The sequence below is a fragment of the Neorhizobium petrolearium genome, assembly GCF_029854435.1.
GTDB classification, from domain to species: Bacteria; Pseudomonadota; Alphaproteobacteria; order Rhizobiales; family Rhizobiaceae; genus Neorhizobium; species Neorhizobium petrolearium.
Genome location: NZ_CP123000.1, coordinates 1,446,427 through 1,464,987, shown reverse-complemented (window position 1 = coordinate 1,464,987; position 18,561 = coordinate 1,446,427). Strand labels below are relative to the sequence as shown.

Sequence of the window (18,561 nt, the reverse complement as noted above, 5' to 3'; positions counted from 1 at the left end):
AACGCTGCTGCACAAGACCACGGAGACACGAAATGACAAGCCTCCCCGCCGCCGTCGACGAGCATCTGATGCTCCCTGATGCAGAAGCCCTCCGTCCGCCGATGTCCACCCATAAGCCCCGCATCCTGATCCTCTACGGTTCGCTCCGGGAAACCTCCTACAGCCGACTGTTGGCGCACGAGACGCGGCGCCTCCTCGAGCACTTCGGGTGCGAGGTGAAGATCTTCGATCCACGCGGACTTCCACTTCCGGACGAGGAGCCGGTGAGCCACCCGAAGGTCCAGGAGTTGCGCTCACTTTCCGAGTGGTCGGAAGGTCAGGTCTGGATTTCCCCCGAGCGGCACGGATCGATGAGCGGGATCATGAAGGCGCAAATCGACTGGATACCGCTTTCGATCGGGTCAGTCCGGCCCACGCAGGGAAAGACGCTCGCGGTGATGCAGGTCAGTGGCGGGTCCCAGTCCTTCAACGCGGTCAACCAGCTCCGGGTGCTGGGTCGGTGGATGCGGATGATCACCATTCCCAACCAGTCGTCCGTCGCCAAGGCCTTCCTCGAGTTCGATCAGGATGGCAGGATGAAGCCATCGTCTTACTACGACCGGGTCGTCGACGTCTGCGAGGAACTGGTCAAGTTCACGCTCCTCACAAGGGACGTGTCGCCATACCTCACGGACCGTTACAGCGAGCGCAAGGAGACCGTGGATGAGCTGTCGAAGCGCGTCAATCTTGGCAAGGCTGCCGGAGGCTGAACAGCCGAAGGCAAGTGCGTGCGGCGGCTTACGCCATGCCGTATCCCGCCCCGCGGACCGTGCGAATGGCATCACTCTCCCCTTTCCGGTTCAAGGCGGCGCGTAGCTTCTTCACATCAACGTCGACGTTGCGCTCGTCCCTGCCCGGTGACCACACCTTATCGACGATCTCGGCACGGGACCACAGTCTCTGGGGCTCGGCAAGAAAGAGTTGCAGGAGTCTGAACTCGGTGGGCCCCAGATGAATGACACGTGCTCCCCTGGTCACCCGGTGCATCTCGAGGTTCATTGAAATATCCCCGGCCGCGTAGATTGTCCGACGCAGCGCCCCCCTGCCCACGAGCGTGCTGCTCCGTGCAAAAAGTTCCTGAACGGCGAATGGAGCCGCAAGCACGTCGTCCGCGATCCCCGCCCATTGCCGTTCCGCCTCTGCACGTGCAAGAACGAGAATGGGGGCGGAGGTCGCGAGCCTGATGTCTGTAAAGATATCGATACCGCCCATGGCGGACGTCTCTTCGAGGACTACGAGATCCGTAACGGTCTCGGCGGCACTCCGGGGGATTTCACTGACAGATCCCAGCAGCATTGCACTGAACCCTTCACGCTGGAAGCTCGCCTTGAGGATCTCTCCGAGATAGGGATTGGACTGCACGAGCAGGATGTTGCGCATGGTGCTCCTATCGGTCTTCCCTCCCAAGCTTCCGGGTGTGGGGATATCATTGACCGCGGAGCCCAGAGCAAGGAGGCGGTGGACCTCGTGATCGGAGAACTGCGGAAACGACCGGCCAGCAGGCTCATCCTGGGAAACCATGAGGAAGTCCTTCTCCACTTCCTCGACCGGCCGGACAAGCGGGAAATCATTTTCGATCACTGGATGTCGAATGGCGGAGCGGCGACCGCAGCGTCCTACGGTCTGGATGTCGAACGTCCCCACCCTCGGATAGAAGACGCTCACGAAACGCTCATCGACCTCCTGATGGCGAACCCGGCGCACATCGAGGCAGTGCGGACAGCGGCGGCGCTCATTCCGGAGGACGACTACGTGTTTGTCCACGCCGGCCTTCGACCCGGCGTCGCGATTGAGAAGCAGACCACGAAGGACTTGCGCACGATCCGCGCGGATTTCCTTGAAAGCGATTTCGACTTCGGTCCGATCGTCGTCCATGGTCACACGGTGACGACATCGCGCCGGCCGGAAATCTACGACAACCGTATTGCGCTCGACACCGTAGCTGGAGCATCCGGCGGCCTCTCGGCGCTCGGGATCCTGGACGATGGCGCGCGGTTCTTCCTGCAGGCATCGACAGGGAATGTGGTCAGCATAGCCGAGCCTCTCGACCTTCGTTCGGATCGGGCTCTACCTTGGTGGTCAGATTCTCGTCGACGCCCGCAGAGCCTCGCAGCATCGCTATCCGCAGGCTGAAAAAGTTCCGTTCAACTCTGGAACGCAGCTTAAATTAATCCAGATTGAACTAACTATCGCCCATCAGGGGCGGGTGAAATCATGAAGAAGTTTAAGGACACGCCCTCGGTAAGAAGGTAGGTAGCCCATCACTGTCGATGTGATGTGGCCCGTTCGAAAGCAACTGGATCTTGCCAATTGGCATAAACATGCTAATCTTCCGCCAAAAAGAGAGGATGCCATGCAACTTCAACCCATTGCTTCAACTCCCTTCAACCGAACCTCAACGGAAATCACCGATGAGGAAGCAGGGGCGCTTGCTCGTACCACCGTGAACCTCTTCAACGCCTGGAAGCTCACAGACGCGCAGGCTTGCACCTTGCTTGGCGGTTTGTCAGCTCGAACGTGGGCACGTTGGAAAGAAGGCAGCGTCGGACGTATTGATCGAGACCTGAAAATGCGGATGGCTCACCTGATGGGTATCCATAAGGGGGTGCGACATCTGTTTAAGGATCCGACAAGGGGATATGAGTGGATCAAAGCGCCAAATACGGCCTTTGGCGGCAAGTCGGCGCTGGACGTGATGCTGCAAGGCGAGCTTTCTGATCTTGCCGTGATGCGTGAATGGCTCGATGCGGAGCGCAGCGCTTGGTAAGTGGCCTTGCTGTCCGTTCCCATGTGCGCTGGCCAAAGACCTACCGCATCATTCGATCGATCTATCCACCCATCGATTTGTTCGAGGACATCGCCGATCCCCGCGACTGGGAGGCCCTTGTTGCCGTCGAGGCAAAAACCAATCCGCGGATTCGTTTTGAAGTAGGCGATCTAGGCAAGGTGCCCGCCAACCGTCGCGTTTCTGGCCCCGGCGCGAGTTACGTAATGGCCCCATTCGTCCATTGCTCAACAGGGCGGCCAGGACGCTTCACGGATGGAAGCTATGGCATCTACTATGCAGGCGAGAGTGAAGACGTCGCGCTGGCCGAGACAATCCATCACCAACAGAAATTCATGAGTTCGACGCCCCAGCCTCCAGGATGGACATCGGACTTTCGTGTCCTGGTGGGCAGCGTTGACCGGGCACTTGACGACGTGAACGCGGTGCCTGAGGTTCTGCATCCGGACGATTACACCGCTTCGCAAGTTGAGGGACGTAGACTTCGGGCGGCTGGAAGCGATGGCCTCCTGTGGAACAGCGTTCGAAAGCCTGGTCAACGCTGTATCGGCATCTTCTGGCCGGATACCATCCCTGTTCCCGTCCAAGGGCGGCACTACTGCTATCACTGGAACGGTACTCGGGTAGATTTCGTGCGTCAATACGACACTGGAGCGGTACTTGCAGTCACTTAGCTGGTGGCTTGTGGCGCTTGTTCCACAATACCGTGATACCTGCACTCGATCACTAACCGTTAGAGCGCGAGTTGAACACACGCAGGGAAAGTTATCTCTTCTTGCCCTCATTTAGGCTGTTGTTCGGGAGTTAAATTAGGAGTCTGCCATAAAGCGTAATAGGTAAACGCCGCATCAAAAGTCGCACCGCTCGCAGTCTCAACCTCAATGAGAAACCTGGGACTGTTGATTGCCACTGAGAACTGACCCGGCATTTCCACCGAGAATTCTCAATGGAAATATTGGGCTGCGACGGGTCAGTTCTCAGCGGCAATCAACACCGGCCAGAACAACCGAGATCGTAGCGGCGTTGCGGGTCGCCGATCCCGCAGTCGCCGGTGCGGCACTTATTGCCGCCAGAACGCCTGCATCTCCTCGGGCGTTACCTTGCCGTCCTTGTTCGCATCAACGCTGTCGAAAATCCGCTTGTGGACCGCCGTCACCTCCTCGAAGGACAGGGCACCGTCCCCGTCGGTGTCGGCGATTGCGAACATGATCTTCATCATCTGCCCGCGCATGCCCATCGGCGGCATGCCCCCCATCATGCCGGGCTGCATCATCATGCCCCGCCCCATCATTCCGCCCGGCATCATGTCGGAGCCCAGCGTCCCCTGCCCCTGTCCGGTCACGCCCTCTGTTCCCGAGGGCGAGGCCGCCTGCGACGAGTCCGCCGGATGATGCGGATCCGCTCCGCTTGTCTGCGCGAGGGCGAAGCCTGCACTTCCGACGGCGATTGCCGCGGCCAGCAGGACCGCGGCTGGAATTGTTGTCGTTCTCATCTCGTTTCTCCTTTGGCTTGGCTTGGTCCCTTCAAGGCCGATCTCAAGGTCATCGCGGTCAATCCGGAAGGCACGGCAAGAGCGTTGGCAATGGGCGCGGCTTAAAACAATCCCGCCGGCGACTGCATGCCCCACCCCTACTCCGGCAGGCAGCGTTTTTCGATGTCCTGTGCCGCAAATGCCCCGGCGCGCCGCCAGGCCTCATCGGTATCGCCCCGGTAGCTCAGAAACCGGTCGCAGGTCGGCTTGTTGCTGACCAGGTCGAGCACCGCGAATTTCACCCCGCCGACCAGCGTACTCATTTTCTGAACCTCTCCGACCAGCAGGTATCTTGCCCCGGCTTCTCTGGCCTGGACGGATAGCGCTTCCAGTCCGGCGGTTCTTGCCGTGCATTTGCCGCCCCCACAGGTCAGCGGGACAACATTCATCCTCGCGCTGGTGGAGAGACCTTCCTGCAGCGCAGTTCCCAGCACCTTCAGCCGCTTCGCGTGCTCGGCACGCTGGTCCCTGGCTTCTCCGGACGTGTCCCTGAAATCGAAACCGGATGTCGCCAGAGTGACCGGTTCCGCGGCATCGGCGAAACCGGATGCAGCACCTCCGACGATACCAGCGGACGCCATCAGAAGCGCGCAACATGCAGGAAGATACGAACTTGGCATGGGCAGGTGTCGCATTTTCTCCTCCGGCCGGAAAATGGCAGCCGGAATTATAACGCGAACATGCCGTCTCGTCATGCGTGCAGCGAACGGGAAGCGATCGGGCGGGCAGCAGGCTCGGCAACAGCCTGAGCGCATCCCTGCGAAGACAGTCTCCGGACACCGCCGCCGACCTTCCTTTTGATGAGAGAGGCTTGGCAAAACCCCTCTCCCATCAGACCAAAGTCCTCCCGGGGCCCGACCTTGGTCCCGAGATCTGGATATTTGGTCCCATGCCCATGGATTTGTCCCGACCGCTGCGCCAGACTTACGTAACGGAATGGAGGCGCGAAGCGATGAGCGTCGATTCGTTTTCGCAATGAGCGTGTGGAGGAAAGCGATGAAGCTGAAGAACGTCCTGAAGAACGGCATCGTGGCCATGGGGCTCGTGGTAGTTTCCGTCGGCGGAGGTGTGGCCGGATTTGCCGACATCGCATTCGCCAAAGGCGGTGACGGCGGTGGCGGCGGAAACGGTGGCGGCAATGGCGGCGGAAACGGTGGTGGCAATGGCGGTGGCCATGGGGGCGATCGTGGCCACGGCGGAGGCCGTGACAAGGCCTCGGACCACAGCAATTCGGTCAAAAGCCGCTCGGCATCCGCCGATCGCGGTTCCGGCAAGGAACGGGTCAGGAAGGATACGCCCCGTCAGGTTTCGAAAACGGTGCCCGTGCCGACATCGAAGCCGGCAGCATCCACGCTCGCCGGCCTTAACTCGCTGCAGCGGAACTATCACGCCTATCTCAACACAAGCGATCCGCGCATGGCCTCGCTTTCAGCCTATGTGACGGCCTATGCAGAATATGAGCTCGCCAATGGCATGGATCCGGCCGTGACGGACCCCGCGCTTGGCGAACTGGCGCTGCGTGATGCGCTGGAAGATTTTTCTGGTGCGCCGGTGAGTGACGAAACATTGTCGTGGGCGCAGGATGTTCTGGGCGTCGGCCCTGCGGTCGGCAAGATTGACGAGGTCCGCGAGGATATGACCGTCCAAGCGGCCACCGAACCGGTCATCGAGGACTGATCCACAAAACCAGCGGCGCTGCATCCCCGTTCAGGCATGCAGCGCCGTCATCTTTCAATCCCCGAAATCCGCCTTCGACCCGGACCGGGACCGAAGGCCTCGGCTCAGAACCGATAGTTCACGCCGGCCTTGAGCACCTGGTCACGCACGTCGGTCTTCGAGCTGACGCCGCCGGTGGTGCTGCGGACATCGTTGGTCATGGTATAGTTGTATTCGAACCGGGCCGAGAGATTGTCGGAAAGCTTCTGCTCGACGCCGGCGCCCACGATCCAGCCCGGCTTCCAGCCATCGGGACCATCGGTGCCCCGGTGATCGCCAAAGCTGGTGAGCGCTACGCCTGCGGTGCCATAGACGAGCGTCTGGTTGATGCCGACACCGGCCTTGGCCTTCGCAGCCACACGGCCCTGTTCCTTGATATTGCCGCCCGGAACGCGGCTTTTTACGTTGCCCAGATGGGAAGCCTCGATTTCGCCGCCGATGACGCCGGAATCCAGGTCCATGTTGTAGCCGCCATGGACGCCGAGAACCAGGCCCTTGTCGCCGTCGAAGGGGTTGAGCTTGCGGGACGACATGCCGAGATCGCCACCGACATAGGCACCGCCCCAGCCGGAGTTCGGCGTGGCCGGCTCGTTATAGGCTGGCGGTTCGGAATAGGACGTCAGGTCGGCAGCCCAGACGGGCGTGGTGGAAAATGCGGCGATCAACGCCAGGGCGAAGGGCTTCGCGTTCATGGTATGCTTTACTCCGTACAGCGCCTGCGGATCAAAAAGCGCAAGCAAATTTACTCAGGTTACAAGCGCTGCGCGGCCGTCCCGCCCGTCCTCAGACTTCCCGTACAGCGACGCCGCATCAACGGCGGCTCCCTCTCATTTTCATGAATCTATAAACACTTCCTTAACCGGAGCCCCAGTTGGAGCAGGCAAGCGAAACTGCGAGAGTAACGATTGCGCGAGCACGCCTCACACCCTTTCTGACGGGCCGGGGAAGGCACTACCAGCGGCTATCGGAAGCATAAGCTCGCGGCAGCTGGAATTTCGCCTGCGCTGGCAGGCTCCGCCGTTAAGCTGGCGTGGGTGCTTGGATTACAAAGTTATGGTGAGACGAACGAAGGGGATCAAAGAGGCCCGGTCGGTATCGGCTCGTGTCAGGGAATGCGACATCTCATGCCGCTTGGCGGACGCGTCACGAAGCGTCACATGCTTCGCTTTGCAACGTGTCAACCTTGCCGTAGCAAATCTCGCCCCCGCGCGCACTTTCTCGGCGCACGCTACGGCATTTTTACGAGGCGCTCTTCGCAGCTTATCCGGACGAGCGACAGTAGAACCTTTATGCGTTCGATCAGCCAGCGAAGTTCTTCCTCCGTGATTTCATAATGCGGCGAATACCTTGCATCGACATAGGCGCGATCGAGCCGCTCGAAAGAACGACGCGCGAATTTGGTATCTCGTGGCCATGCCTCGATCAGGCGCGGGTCGATCCGCTCGGCCGAGGATCGCAGGAATTTCAGGCGATGCGACTTTGGCGAGTAGAGGGTCGAGACAAGTAGCGCGCAGTGATAGAGGCGCTCAGTAGCTTGATGAAGCATGAATGCACCATCTCGCCATATATCCTTGGCGAGCGCAAGTTCAGCTACTTCAAGGGCTTGGTTAGAAAGTTTGAACCACTGCTCGAAATAACCCTCAGCCTCCTTCCTCGCAACTTCTTCGGCAAGCGGCTTCGGTGGCACGAACGGATGGCCCTCCTTCTCGTAGAGCATGATGCCGTCGCGGATGAGGTCGATAAAAAACGGCCGTCCACGTGCCAGCTGGTCGTTCACGTCCTGCAGCGTGTGAACGATGATGTTGACCGGCGTCTCGATTTCCTTGGTGATCGTCAATTCGCGCAGGAAATGATCGGATACATCGTGCCAGAGATCATTGTCTTCCCCGACGCTCTTCATGTTGACGACAACGAGAATGTCGTAGTCGGACCTGTAACCGCTCTTGCGGTCTTCCACCCAGTCGCCGCGGGCGTGCGAACCAAAGAGGATGACCTTCAAGATCCGCCCGGCTCTCTTCTTTTCTGAAAGCTTCGACTGCTGTGCCGCCTCGAATTCCTCGAAGATGATTTTCAAGGCGCGCGCCAACTCCCGCTGCTTGCGCTCCGGAAGATGGCCGAGGCCGTCATTGTTGTCCGTCACCAAAACACCCGTGTCCATGGTCTCAGTCGCACCTTACTCGTAGCTGCACCTTCCGCGCTCGGATCCGATTGGCATTCAACATTCACCTCGGACTATCCCCGCCGTCAAGGTCAGAAGAGCGGTAGGCAGCCGATCAACGCGGGCTTTGACCGTCGCGAGAGCCATGTCGCCCGCAAAATGTCCCACATTCACCGGAGCCGAAATTCCGATGAGACAAATCGAGAAAGAAAGATGGAAAACAACGGCCGAAGACAAAATAGTAGGCCCTTGGAGTCTCTAAAGGAAGGCTCATCTTCGTCCTACGGCCTGACTGCACGGATATGCAGGAAGATCGGCGCGACGCGGGTGTCGGCCACCACCGGTTCGGCCGCGGCCACCTCCTCTGAGGCCATCGGCTCGCCAAAGGCCTCGATGACAAGCCCGGCGCCGACGATCATCGATACCCAGGTTGACAGCGTGCGGTGGAAGCGGGGGATCGAAAATGGCGTCAGCCTCGCCCGCTCCTCGGCCGGAATGTCAGAAAACAGCCAGCGCTCTATGCGTCCCTCGGTCTCGTCGAAGTAATCGGCCACCTGAATGGCCACCGCCTCGCCCCGTTCGTCGCGGATATTCCTGCGTGTCGGCGGCACGAAACAGGGATGCAGGATCGAAAACTGCAGGAATCCGCCGGGTTTGAGCACCCGCGCCACCTCCTTCAGCACACCCTGCTGGTCGGCCATGTCCATCATCGACATGAAGGCGGTGACGAAATCGAAACTTGCATCCGGAAAACCGATCGTCTGGCCGTCGCCGAGCACATAATCGATACCGAGTGGATCCTGCTCCTCGGTCTCGCGACCGTAACGCAGAAAGGTCGGCGCAATGTCGAGGCCGGTCATCCTTGCGCCGAGCCTTGCGACGGCGCGGGTGTTCGTCCCCTCCCCGCAGCCGAGATCGAGCCCCTTCAGGCCTGCGACCGGCGGCAGCATTTCCAGAAAGGCCGGCGTGTTTAGCGCATCCCGGTACTTGTCGTGGCCTGCCCGCGAATAGATCGTCCAGGTCTCGGCATTGCCTTCCCAGTGGGCAGCGACAGTTTTCGCGTCCATGCTCGTGCTCCTCGCGCTGATGAAATGGGCGGCGAGCTATATCCGCGGTCGATGACAATGAAAAGACGAAAACACCTTCCGAAGGCAAAACCTCCGGAAGGTGCTGGTCGAAACGGCTCGGCGGGCCTAAAAACCCGGACGGCGGCTGCGGTGGAATCTGGAGACCTCTTCGCGGAAGCCTATATCGCGAAGAAGATGCTCGTCAAACAGGAAGCGGTTGCGGAGTTTTGCCCGGGCGTGCTCACCATCGGTGGCATCCGTGTCATAGGGCGGATTCAGCCAGCGGCCGGAAACACCGAAGATTGCCGCCATTAAACCTCTCCTCAACATCGGCGCCCCTCCCCTTCAGGCCGCCGCGGCCGGAAGGCAGGCGTCGCATATCGCCTGGAGATGCCGGTGATCCGTGCCGCAGCAGCCTCCGAGCACCCGCATTCCCGGATAATTCTTCCGAAGCGTCCGGTAGCGGGCACCGAGGTCAAGCGGATCGCCGATGTCGAGTTCCGGCGCTTCATCGAGCTCCTGATGGCTTTTCACCGACGCGTTGGCGCGGATGCCGGCGATCCGCTTCACCCAGGCTTCACCGCGGGAAAGCGCATCTTCGAAATGGCTCGGATGGGCGCAGTTGACCATGTAATAGGCCGCATATCCGTCAGTTGCCGCGTCCGTCTCCTCGATCGCCGCCTGCAGCGTCTTGCCGTTGACGAGCCTGCCGTCCGTCTCCACGGTGAAGGAGACGACACAGGGCATTCCGACGCGTTTCGCGGCGCGGGTGATACCGACCGCCTCGCCGATATTGTTCATCGTAATCGCCGAGATCATGTCCGCCTGGCTTGCGGCAAAGGCCTCCGCCTGGAAGGCGTGATAGTCCTCGGCCGCCAGCGGGTCCATGTTGCCGTCCCTGTAGCCATCGCCGCGCGGACCGATGACACCGTTCAGGACGACCGGGGCGCCCGGCTTTTCCCAGGCCTTGCGCAGTTCCGCGATGAAGTCGACCGAGCGGATGTTGATCTCTCGGAGCGTCTCGATATCGTAGCCGAGCTGCGGTCCCCAGTCGGCATTCGCCCGCCAGGTGGGCGTATCGAGGATGAAGCCGAGGCCTCGCTCGCGGGCGATCGCAAGATAAGTCTCATAGTATTCCGTCAGTTCCTCACGGCCCTTTCTGTCATCCAGAAGTGGAAAGGCGGCGAATGCCGGAAGATCGATGCCGCGATGAAAGACAAGTGTCGTTTCAAGACCGCCATCGGTAAGGAAATCGCCGCTTTTTAGCTGCGGCAGGTTATGGCGATATTTGGCCATTGTCCGCCTCCTGTGGTAAAAGAAGATCATGGGCGGCCGAATATTGCTCCTGGCCTCCCGGGTAATGGCCGATTTTTCGCAGAAGAACGGGCATCTGCTCTAGTGAGCGCGTGGTACAGCCGCGCGATATTTCGGAAATGCCAAGCGATATCGGGAGGTTAGCATGTCTCCGAGAGAAGAGATGCTTGAGGAACCCGTTTCAGGACGGGGAGAAACTGTACCGGTGGTCAAGTTTTCTGAACCACGGGACACCCGCAAGGGAGCTGCGACCCGTGACCGCATCATGGAGATCGCCCAGGCCGCGGTCCTTGCCAAAGGTTTTGCCGCGACTTCGATCGAGGAAGTCATTGCCGAAGCCGGTATCACCAAGAGCGGTTTCTTCTACCATTTCCGGGACAAGAACGAGCTCGCGCGAAATGCTGCGCCGCTACGTGGCCGAAAACGACCGGATTTTCGACGAGATTTTCGGCCGCGCGCGGGAACTCAACGACGACCCGCTGCAAGCTTTCCTGCTGGGACTAAAGCTGCTCAGCGAACTGGCGCGCGACCTGCCGGGCGGGCATCCGGGCTGCCTCATCGCCTCGATCTGCTATCAGGAACGGCTCTTCGATCGCGACATCCATGAAACGAACGCCAATTCGGTCAAGGCCTGGAACGCCCGTTTCCTCGGCTATATCGAAGAGATCGTCGCCGTTTATCCACCACGCGATCCGGTCAACCTCGAAGACGTGGCGAACATGCTCTCCTGCATCTTTGACGGCTCGATCATCATGTCGAAGGCGCTCAAGGATCCGGCGCAAATGGAGCGGCAGATTCTGGCCTACCGCTCCTACATCAAGCTGCTGTTTTCGAACTAGCCGGGCCGCCTATTGCAGGGTGCGGTAGGCCGCCTGCGTGCCGGCCGGAACCTCCGGGGCGGCCGCGATCTCGCCGCCGTCGAGGCCGGTCGCCACGACCGAGACGCGGAACTTGCCGTCGAGATTGCGGTCGAAGATCGCGCCGACGACGATATCGGCATCATCCATGACCTCGTCGCGGATGCGGCTTGCCGCCTCGTCCACCTCGAACAGCGTCATGTCGGAGCCGCCGGAGATCGAGATCAGCACGCCTCTGGCGCCCTTCATGGAAATCTCGTCGAGCAGCGGATTGGCGATCGCCGCCTCCGCGGCGGTCAGCGCCCGCTGGTCGCCGGAAGCTTCGCCGGTGCCCATCATCGCCCGTCCCATGCCCTTCATCACCGATTTCACGTCGGCGAAATCGAGGTTGATCAAACCTTCCTTGACGATCAGGTCGGTAATGCAGCCGACACCGGAAAACAGAACCCGGTCAGCGGTCATGAAGGCGTCGGCGAACGTGGTTTTTGCGTCGGCGATGCGGAAGAGGTTCTGGTTCGGAATGACGATCACGGTATCGGCCGCCCGGCGCAGCTCCTCGATGCCGGTTTCGGCCGTCTTCATGCGGCGGTTGCCCTCGAAGGTGAAGGGCTTCGTCACCACGCCGACCGTCAGGATGCCGGCGTTGCGGGCAGCCTGGGCGATGATCGGCGCAGCACCCGTTCCCGTGCCACCGCCCATGCCTGCGGTCACGAAGCACATGTGCGAGCCGGAAAGATGGTCCATGATCTCGTCGATCGATTCCTCTGCCGCCGCGCGGCCGATCTCCGGCAGCGAACCGGCACCGAGGCCTTCCGTCACATGCGCTCCGAGCTGGATGCGGCGCGAGGCCTTCGATGTCGCGAGCACCTGCGCATCCGTATTGGCGGCGATGAAATCGACGCCTTCCAGGTTTTCGGCAATCATGTTGTTGATGGCGTTGCCGCCGCCGCCGCCAACGCCGATCACGGTGATCTTCGGCCGCATTTCGGTAATCTGGTGTCTATTGCCGTCCGTCATCGCAATCTCCTTGGCATCGGCTGTGCCGGCGGGGTCGCCCCATCGGCCCCCGAATCAGTTTGTATTTTAGCTGCGCAAGAAGGCAGAGGCTTGGCGAAAGAACAAGCTCCGCGCGGGTGTGGATCGGCAGGCGAGATTTTCCACAAGTAGCGAGGAACTTTTTTCGGGCACCACAATTGTAAAGAATCGATCAAAAAAGAGAGAGGAGCACTGCGTCCCATGCCCACGTCTGCCGCATCCACGTCCGTCGCATCGCCGGATGACCACATCCTCACGGCGCAGGAGGCACTCGAGCCGCTTTTCCTGGCGCTTGAAGAAGAAGCTGAAGTCAAGATGGTTGCCGCTGCGCTGCGTGCCGGATGGTCCGCCGAGGCCGCGGTCGCCGCCATCGACGAGCTGCGCCGTGCGGAGCTCGTGCCAGGCAACCGTGCCCGCCATTGATTCATCACAAAAACTCGTTCGCCTCATAGCGCCGGATGGCCTAAGTCTACCGCATTGCACAAAGCGCAGACGAGGAAGGTCATGACGATCAGGAATATTTGCATCTACGGCGCGGGCGCGCTTGGTGGAGCGTTTGCTGCAAGGATCGCAAGCGGGCTCGGTGAAGAGGTGAACGTGTCCGTCGTGGCACGCGGCGCGCATCTGGCGGCCATCCGTGAAAAGGGTTTGACCGTTGCGAAGGGCGGCAGCGACGCCCCACCGCTTCATGTGCGGGTCGCCGCCACCAGCGATCCTTCGGAGCTGCCCAAGCAGGACCTCGTCATTACCGGTCTCAAGGGCCATCAGCTTGCCGAAGCGGCGGAAGGCCTTGCCGGCCTGACCAAGGACGGCACGCGCGTGATCATGATTCTCAACGGCATTCCGTGGTGGTATTTTCACCGGGACGAGGAAAGCGGTCATGCGGAACGCCAGCTTCCCGAGCTCGATCCGGACGGCGAGCTCTGGCGGCTCGTCGGGCCGGAGCGGGTGCTCGGCTGTGTCGCCTATCAGGGCGCAGAAGTGATCGCGCCCGGCACCGTCCGGCTCAACGGCGACGGCCGCTTCTTCCTCGGAGAGCCCTCCGGCGATCTTTCCAGGGACCTCGTGACGATTGCCGACCTCCTCGGCCGCGCAGGCCTCACCATCATCCCGACCCAGCGCATCCGCGATGCGATCTGGACGAAGCTGATGGGCAATGCCGCCTACAACCCGATCAGCGCGCTCACCCGCGGCCTTATGAACTCCATCATGGAAAATCCGCCGCTGGTCGAACAGATCGGCAAGGTCATGGCGGAAACCAAGGCAGTCGGCGAAGCTCTCGGCGCGGTCTTCAGCAGTGGCGTTCAGGAGGAATTGGGGCGGTCGGGAGGGTTCGGCCCGGTCCGGACTTCAATGCTTCAGGACCTCATCGCCGGCAAGCCGCTGGAAATCGTGCCTCTCACCGGCATGGTGGTCGCGCTCGGTAAGCTCGCAGGCGTTCCAACTCCGACCTGCGAGACCGTGCTGGCGCTCACCGTCCAGCTCGATCGCGAAAACCTCAAAAAATGAATCAACCTCCTCTAATTTAGGATAAGGAAATTGGTGTAAGCATTTGAAGAATAACCAATGCCGATTTCCAACCGGCATTGGTTCCGATGAGGATCTTCACTTTTTCACCTGTTCCGCCCAGTTCGGCGCATTGCTCTTGCCATCCAGGAAGGGCAGCACGGTCGGAACCATAACCGGAGATGCGAAGGCCTCGTAGTGGGTGAGATCGGGCAGTATCGCCAGCCGGTTCTTCGACATGTTCTCGCGCATCCAGCCGGCGTCCTTCAACCCGCCGCCAAGTTTCTGGTAGAACTCGACGATATGTTCGGGACGGATCATGTCGCTGTCGCCATAGACCAGCATGACCGGCATGGTCAGCTTGGCAACCGCTTCCGAAAAGTCGTAGTCGCGACGCATCAGGTCACCCATGGCGTCGAGCAGCCGCGGGAACTCCGAAACGTCCGGCGCCACGGCCTTGTAGGAGAGGAACATCGGCGTGTTCTTCATCATCTCGGCCATTGCGGCGCTGACAGATTCCTGCTGCGGGATCATTTCCGGAAAGAAACCGTTTTTGGCGAAGGGAGCCGAAGCGATGACGAGCCGCCGCACCTTCTCCGGCGCCTGTGCCGCCATTTGCAGAGCGACACCACCGCCCATGGAATAGCCCAGCACATCGACCCGGCTGTAGCCGAGTTCTGAGACAATCTTGCCCATATCGGCGCCGATCGCTTCCAGCGTGATCGGCCGCTTGCCCAGAGGCGTGCGGCCATGACCCTGAAGGTCGACGCCGATCACCTGCCGGTGTTCGGTGAGCGCCGGCATGATCGGCGCAAACATGTCGATCGAGCCAAGACCGCCATGCAGCAGCAGCAGCGGTTCTCCCTCGCCACGGACCTCGTAATAGTAGCTGATGCCGCCTGCCTCGATATGTCCTTTCTTCGATGGCTCAACGACAATGGCCTGGGGCGCGGCAGGCTTGGATTCCTGCGCTATGGCAATAGCGGGAATCATCGATGCAGCAGCGACAGCGATAAGGGTCGCAAACATTCTGATTGGCATGACTTCCTCCTCAAAGGATCGGTTCGTGATGCCCCAAGGACGGTGAACCGGGAGTAAGGCCGACAAAGCCATCCAAAAATTCTTTTCACGAAAGAAAAATCCCGCCGCGAGAGACGGCGGGATATCAAGTCAGGAGGTCAAATATTATTATTGCTCGGCGGCTGCAGGGGACGAAAGCCGCCTGATTGAACTCCGGCACAGCACCTCTTTCGTGCCAGCGCAGAATTCGAAGTTCACAGGAACTAACCCTCAGGTAACCGTAAGGTTCCACCATTCGTTAACGACGTACCGCTAGCATTAATGAACTTCGATGCAGGCATGAATGAGGCAGGGATGGCCGCCCCGAATTTCCGCTTTACCCACTACGATCTGAAACCGCAGCGCGCGGGCACGACGATCGAGGTGACGCTGAGTGCGGTCAACAACGTGCGCCTGATGACGGCCACCAATTTCCAGCGCTTCACCGAACGGCTCGATTTCAAATATGTCGGCGGCGTCGCCAAGCGGTCACCGATCCGGCTGGTCATTCCGGAAAACGGCCATTGGCATCTGATCGTCGATATGGAAGGCCATAACGGACTTGCGGAATCCTCCGTCAAGCTGATTGCCGCCCCCGCCAATGCACTGAGCCAGAAGCAGGCATCGTGAGCGTTCCAAGCCGCGGCCGTGCGCGCACCCCTATTCCGCGTTCCGCTCCTTTCGCAGCTTGACCCACCAGTCGAGCCGCTTCCTGATCTCACGCTCGAAACCGCGTTCCGGCGGATCATAGAAGGTCTTCCGCCCCATCTTTTCGGGGAAATAATCCTGACCGGAGAAGGCGTCCGGCTCGTCATGGTCATAGCGATAGCCTTCGCCGTAGCCCTCGCCCTTCATCAACTTGGTCGGTGCGTTGAGAATGTGCTTCGGCGGCAGAAGCGAGCCGTTTTCCTTGGCGGCCCGTGTCGCTGCCTTGAAAGCGGTGTAAACCGCATTCGATTTCGGCGCGGTCGCCAGATAGACGCAGGCCTCGGCGAATGCCAGCTCACCCTCGGGTGATCCGAGATAATCGTAAGCATCCTTGGCGGCGTTGGCGATGACGAGCGCCTGCGGATCGGCAAGCCCGATATCCTCCACCGCCATGCGCACCAGCCGCCGGCCGAGATAAAGAGGATCCTCCCCGGCATCGAACATGCGCGCAAGGTAATACAGCGCCGCATCCGGATCGGAACCGCGCACCGACTTGTGCAGCGCGGAGATGAGATTGTAATGGCCGTCCTGCGCCTTGTCGTACACCGGCGCGCGGCGTTGGACGATCTCCGTGAGACCTGCCGTATCGAAGATTTCCCCTTCCCTCGCCGCACGCCAGACTTCTTCGGCAAGCGTCAGCACGGCGCGTCCGTCGCCATCCGCCATGCGGATCAAGCTCGCGCGTGCATCGCCATCAAGCGGCAGCGGCTTGCCCTCGGCATGCTCGGCACGCTTCAACAGCTCTTCCAGGCTCTCCTCGTCATGCGAGCGGAAGGTGAGCACCCGGGCGCGGGACAGAAGTGCGGCATTGAGTTCGAAGCTCGGATTTTCGGTCGTCGCACCGACCAGGATGACCGTCCCGTCCTCCATGACCGGCAGAAAGCTGTCCTGCTGGGCGCGGTTGAAGCGGTGGATCTCATCGACGAAAAGCAGCGTCTGGCGGCCGTCCATGCGGCGCATGCGAGCTGCCTCGAAGACCTTCTTCAGGTCCGCGACGCCGGAAAAGATCGCCGAGATCTGCTCGAAGGCAAGCCCCGCTTCGCCCGACAGGAGCCGCGCCACCGTGGTCTTGCCGGTGCCGGGCGGTCCCCAGAAGATCATCGATCCGAGCGAACCGGAAGCGATCATGCGCCGCAGAACGCCGTCCTCGCCGGTCAGATGCGGCTGGCCGGTGACGTCGGCGAGCGTCTTCGGGCGCAGCCGATCGGCGAGCGGCCGCCGGTTGGCGACCTCTTCCGGAACCTTTGGCGCGAAGAGATCACTGCTCATCGAAAAAATTGCCTTATACGCTGTCCGTCGCGTTCAATCTCGACCCGCCAGAAACCCGGATCATCATCCAGCATGGTTTCCAGTGCCTTCGTCGTCGTGACGGTCGTGCCGTTCAGAGAGATGACAATATCCCTCGGCGCAAAGCCGTAGCGGGCGGCCGGAGAGCCGCGCATCACATCCGTCACCACCACGCCCGCCTTTTCCGCCGGGATATGCAGTTCCGTTGCAAGCCTCGGCGAAAGATTGGCAACTCTCAGGCCGGCAAACGGATTGCGACCTTCGAGCAGCCGCTCATCCCTGGGGATCGTCTCCGGCGCCGTGTTGAGCGCAAGATCGATCTGCCGTTCGCCGTCGCTCGTCTGGACCGTCAGGGCGGCCTGCTTGCCGAGACCCGCAGTCGTCAGGCGGTAACCGAGCGCATCCGGGTGCTCGACCTGGACGCCGTTGACCGCCGTCACCACTTCCCCCGGCTTCAGCCCAGCCCTGTCGGCAGGCCCGCCTTCGACCACCCGGACGACCAGCGCGCCACGGGCAGCCTTGAGGCCCAGGGCCTCGGCAACGTCGGAGGTCACCGCATCGAACGTCGCCCCGACATACGGCCGTTCGAATGTCGTCCTGCCTTCGGCAGCCGCAGCCAGGAATACCTTTACCAGGTTCGCCGGAATGGCAAAACCAACACCGTTCGAACCGCCGCCGCGTGAGAAGATCGCGGTATTGATGCCGATCAGCTCGCCATTCATATTCATCAGCGCACCGCCGGAATTGCCAGGGTTGATCGATGCGTCGGTCTGGATGAAGAAACCGAAATCCCCGGTGGTTACCTGATTGCGGGCAAGTGCGGAGACGATGCCGCTTGTCACCGTCTGACCGACACCGAACGGGTTGCCGATCGCGAGCACCAGGTCGCCCACCTCGACCGCGTCGGAATCGCCGATGGTCAGGACCGGAAAATGCTCTTTCGCCTTGATCCGCAGCACCGCGAGGTCGACGCTTTCATCCTTCAAGACGACATCGCAGGGGAATTCGCGGCCGTCGGCCAACGCGATCTTGATGTCATCAGCGCCCTGGACGACATGATTGTTGGTGACCACCAATCCATCTTGCGAAAGGATGACGCCAGACCCCAGCGAAGACTGCTTTTCCGTGCGGTTCGGCATGCGCTGGCCGAAGAACTGCTCGAAGAAGGGATCACCCGCAAATGGATTGAGTCGCTGCACGACGCGCTCGGCATAGACATTCACGACCGCGCCCGCCGTCTGCTTGACCAGCGGCGCAAAGGAGAGCTGCATCTCCTGCCGGCTCTGCGGTACCGTCTTCTGCTCCTGGCCAAGGGCCGTGACGGGCATTACGAGAGTGAGGGCGAGAAGACCTGTCGACACGCGTTTCAGCACGCTCAGCATATGATTCCTCTTTGCTAAATCCGGAACGATTTGTAGCGCGGGACGCTAGAAAGGAAAGGTGGCGGAACCGCGGAAACTACGGCGAAAACCATCAGGATCACCGTGCTATATAGGTGC

Annotated in this window: 20 protein-coding genes and 1 pseudogene; 9 read left to right on the top strand and 12 right to left on the bottom strand. The window is 60.7% G+C overall.

Going from position 1 to position 18,561, the window contains the following annotated elements:
* Positions 1-32: 32 nt before the first annotated feature.
* Complete coding sequence (gene arsH, locus QEO92_RS07510; protein WP_227702611.1) at positions 33-749, top strand: arsenical resistance protein ArsH; 717 nt, start codon at positions 33-35, stop codon at positions 747-749.
* A 28-nt stretch (positions 750-777) separates the two neighbouring features.
* On the opposite strand, the gene QEO92_RS07505 is transcribed toward arsH, so the two are convergent.
* A complete protein-coding gene (locus QEO92_RS07505; protein ID WP_227702610.1) occupies positions 778-1,419 on the bottom strand; it encodes a winged helix-turn-helix domain-containing protein in 642 nt (213 codons plus the stop codon).
* Between the two features lie 78 nt (positions 1,420-1,497).
* Between QEO92_RS07505 and QEO92_RS07500 the strand changes: the two genes are divergently transcribed.
* The 3 genes from QEO92_RS07500 to QEO92_RS07490 all read left to right on the top strand — a co-directional run bounded on the left by QEO92_RS07500 (position 1,498) and on the right by QEO92_RS07490 (position 3,498).
* Positions 1,498-2,172 (top strand): metallophosphoesterase family protein, encoded by a 675-nt coding sequence (locus QEO92_RS07500; protein ID WP_280107502.1) that lies wholly within the window; start codon positions 1,498-1,500, stop codon positions 2,170-2,172.
* Between the two features lie 220 nt (positions 2,173-2,392).
* Positions 2,393-2,806, top strand: coding sequence for an MbcA/ParS/Xre antitoxin family protein (locus QEO92_RS07495; RefSeq protein ID WP_037151210.1), 414 nt, complete (start codon positions 2,393-2,395; stop codon positions 2,804-2,806).
* Positions 2,800-3,498 (top strand): RES family NAD+ phosphorylase, encoded by a 699-nt coding sequence (locus QEO92_RS07490; RefSeq protein ID WP_227702608.1) that lies wholly within the window; start codon positions 2,800-2,802, stop codon positions 3,496-3,498. Before QEO92_RS07495 ends, QEO92_RS07490 begins: the two co-directional genes overlap by 7 nt.
* A gap of 386 nt (positions 3,499-3,884) precedes the next feature.
* Here the strand turns inward: QEO92_RS07490 and QEO92_RS07485 are convergent, their stop codons facing one another.
* Positions 3,885-4,316 (bottom strand): EF-hand domain-containing protein, encoded by a 432-nt coding sequence (locus QEO92_RS07485; RefSeq protein ID WP_037151204.1) that lies wholly within the window; start codon positions 4,314-4,316, stop codon positions 3,885-3,887.
* A 137-nt stretch (positions 4,317-4,453) separates the two neighbouring features.
* Positions 4,454-4,936 carry a DUF2380 domain-containing protein gene (locus QEO92_RS07480; protein ID WP_037151271.1) on the bottom strand — a complete coding sequence of 161 codons (483 nt, stop codon included), beginning with the start codon at positions 4,934-4,936 and terminating at the stop codon, positions 4,454-4,456.
* A 415-nt stretch (positions 4,937-5,351) separates the two neighbouring features.
* On the opposite strand from QEO92_RS07480, the gene QEO92_RS07475 reads away from it, so the two are divergent.
* Positions 5,352-6,032, top strand: coding sequence for a hypothetical protein (locus tag QEO92_RS07475; RefSeq protein WP_227702607.1), 681 nt, complete (start codon positions 5,352-5,354; stop codon positions 6,030-6,032).
* 104 nt (positions 6,033-6,136) lie between these two features.
* Here the strand turns inward: QEO92_RS07475 and QEO92_RS07470 are convergent, their stop codons facing one another.
* The 5 genes from QEO92_RS07470 to QEO92_RS07450 form a co-directional block, all read right to left on the bottom strand.
* Positions 6,137-6,763 carry an outer membrane protein gene (locus QEO92_RS07470; protein ID WP_227702606.1) on the bottom strand — a complete coding sequence of 209 codons (627 nt, stop codon included), beginning with the start codon at positions 6,761-6,763 and terminating at the stop codon, positions 6,137-6,139.
* A gap of 536 nt (positions 6,764-7,299) precedes the next feature.
* A complete protein-coding gene (locus tag QEO92_RS07465) occupies positions 7,300-8,229 on the bottom strand; it encodes a HEPN domain-containing protein (RefSeq protein WP_227702605.1) in 930 nt (309 codons plus the stop codon).
* Between the two features lie 281 nt (positions 8,230-8,510).
* On the bottom strand, positions 8,511-9,296 hold the full coding sequence (locus QEO92_RS07460; protein ID WP_227702604.1) for a class I SAM-dependent methyltransferase: 786 nt from the start codon (positions 9,294-9,296) through the stop codon (positions 8,511-8,513).
* Between the two features lie 126 nt (positions 9,297-9,422).
* The gene (locus QEO92_RS07455) at positions 9,423-9,608 is read right to left on the bottom strand and encodes a hypothetical protein (RefSeq protein WP_037151193.1); all 186 of its coding nucleotides are present in this window, start codon (positions 9,606-9,608) and stop codon (positions 9,423-9,425) included.
* A gap of 33 nt (positions 9,609-9,641) precedes the next feature.
* Positions 9,642-10,592 carry a homocysteine S-methyltransferase family protein gene (locus tag QEO92_RS07450; protein WP_037151191.1) on the bottom strand — a complete coding sequence of 317 codons (951 nt, stop codon included), beginning with the start codon at positions 10,590-10,592 and terminating at the stop codon, positions 9,642-9,644.
* Positions 10,593-10,875: 283 nt separating this feature from the next.
* Between QEO92_RS07450 and QEO92_RS07445 the strand changes: the two are divergent.
* Positions 10,876-11,449, top strand: a pseudogene (locus QEO92_RS07445) (TetR/AcrR family transcriptional regulator).
* Positions 11,450-11,458: 9 nt separating this feature from the next.
* Here the strand turns inward: QEO92_RS07445 and ftsZ are convergent.
* Positions 11,459-12,484 (bottom strand): cell division protein FtsZ, encoded by a 1,026-nt coding sequence (ftsZ, locus tag QEO92_RS07440; protein WP_037151188.1) that lies wholly within the window; start codon positions 12,482-12,484, stop codon positions 11,459-11,461.
* A gap of 219 nt (positions 12,485-12,703) precedes the next feature.
* Between ftsZ and QEO92_RS07435 the strand changes: the two genes are divergently transcribed.
* Complete coding sequence (locus QEO92_RS07435) at positions 12,704-12,925, top strand: hypothetical protein (protein WP_037151184.1); 222 nt, start codon at positions 12,704-12,706, stop codon at positions 12,923-12,925.
* 81 nt (positions 12,926-13,006) lie between these two features.
* Positions 13,007-14,011 carry a ketopantoate reductase family protein gene (locus QEO92_RS07430; RefSeq protein WP_227702603.1) on the top strand — a complete coding sequence of 335 codons (1,005 nt, stop codon included), beginning with the start codon at positions 13,007-13,009 and terminating at the stop codon, positions 14,009-14,011.
* A 96-nt stretch (positions 14,012-14,107) separates the two neighbouring features.
* Here the strand turns inward: QEO92_RS07430 and QEO92_RS07425 are convergent, their stop codons facing one another.
* Positions 14,108-15,049 (bottom strand): alpha/beta fold hydrolase, encoded by a 942-nt coding sequence (locus QEO92_RS07425; RefSeq protein ID WP_037151179.1) that lies wholly within the window; start codon positions 15,047-15,049, stop codon positions 14,108-14,110.
* A gap of 333 nt (positions 15,050-15,382) precedes the next feature.
* Here QEO92_RS07425 and QEO92_RS07420 point away from each other — a divergent pair, with 333 nt between their 5' ends.
* Positions 15,383-15,697 carry a DUF1883 domain-containing protein gene (locus QEO92_RS07420; protein ID WP_037151261.1) on the top strand — a complete coding sequence of 105 codons (315 nt, stop codon included), beginning with the start codon at positions 15,383-15,385 and terminating at the stop codon, positions 15,695-15,697.
* A 30-nt stretch (positions 15,698-15,727) separates the two neighbouring features.
* Here the strand turns inward: QEO92_RS07420 and QEO92_RS07415 are convergent, their stop codons facing one another.
* Both QEO92_RS07415 and QEO92_RS07410 read right to left on the bottom strand, forming a co-directional pair.
* Positions 15,728-17,044 (bottom strand): replication-associated recombination protein A, encoded by a 1,317-nt coding sequence (locus QEO92_RS07415; protein WP_037151176.1) that lies wholly within the window; start codon positions 17,042-17,044, stop codon positions 15,728-15,730.
* On the bottom strand, positions 17,041-18,444 hold the full coding sequence (locus tag QEO92_RS07410) for a DegQ family serine endoprotease (protein ID WP_227702602.1): 1,404 nt from the start codon (positions 18,442-18,444) through the stop codon (positions 17,041-17,043). Before QEO92_RS07410 ends, QEO92_RS07415 begins: the two co-directional genes overlap by 4 nt.
* Positions 18,445-18,561 lie beyond the last annotated feature (117 nt).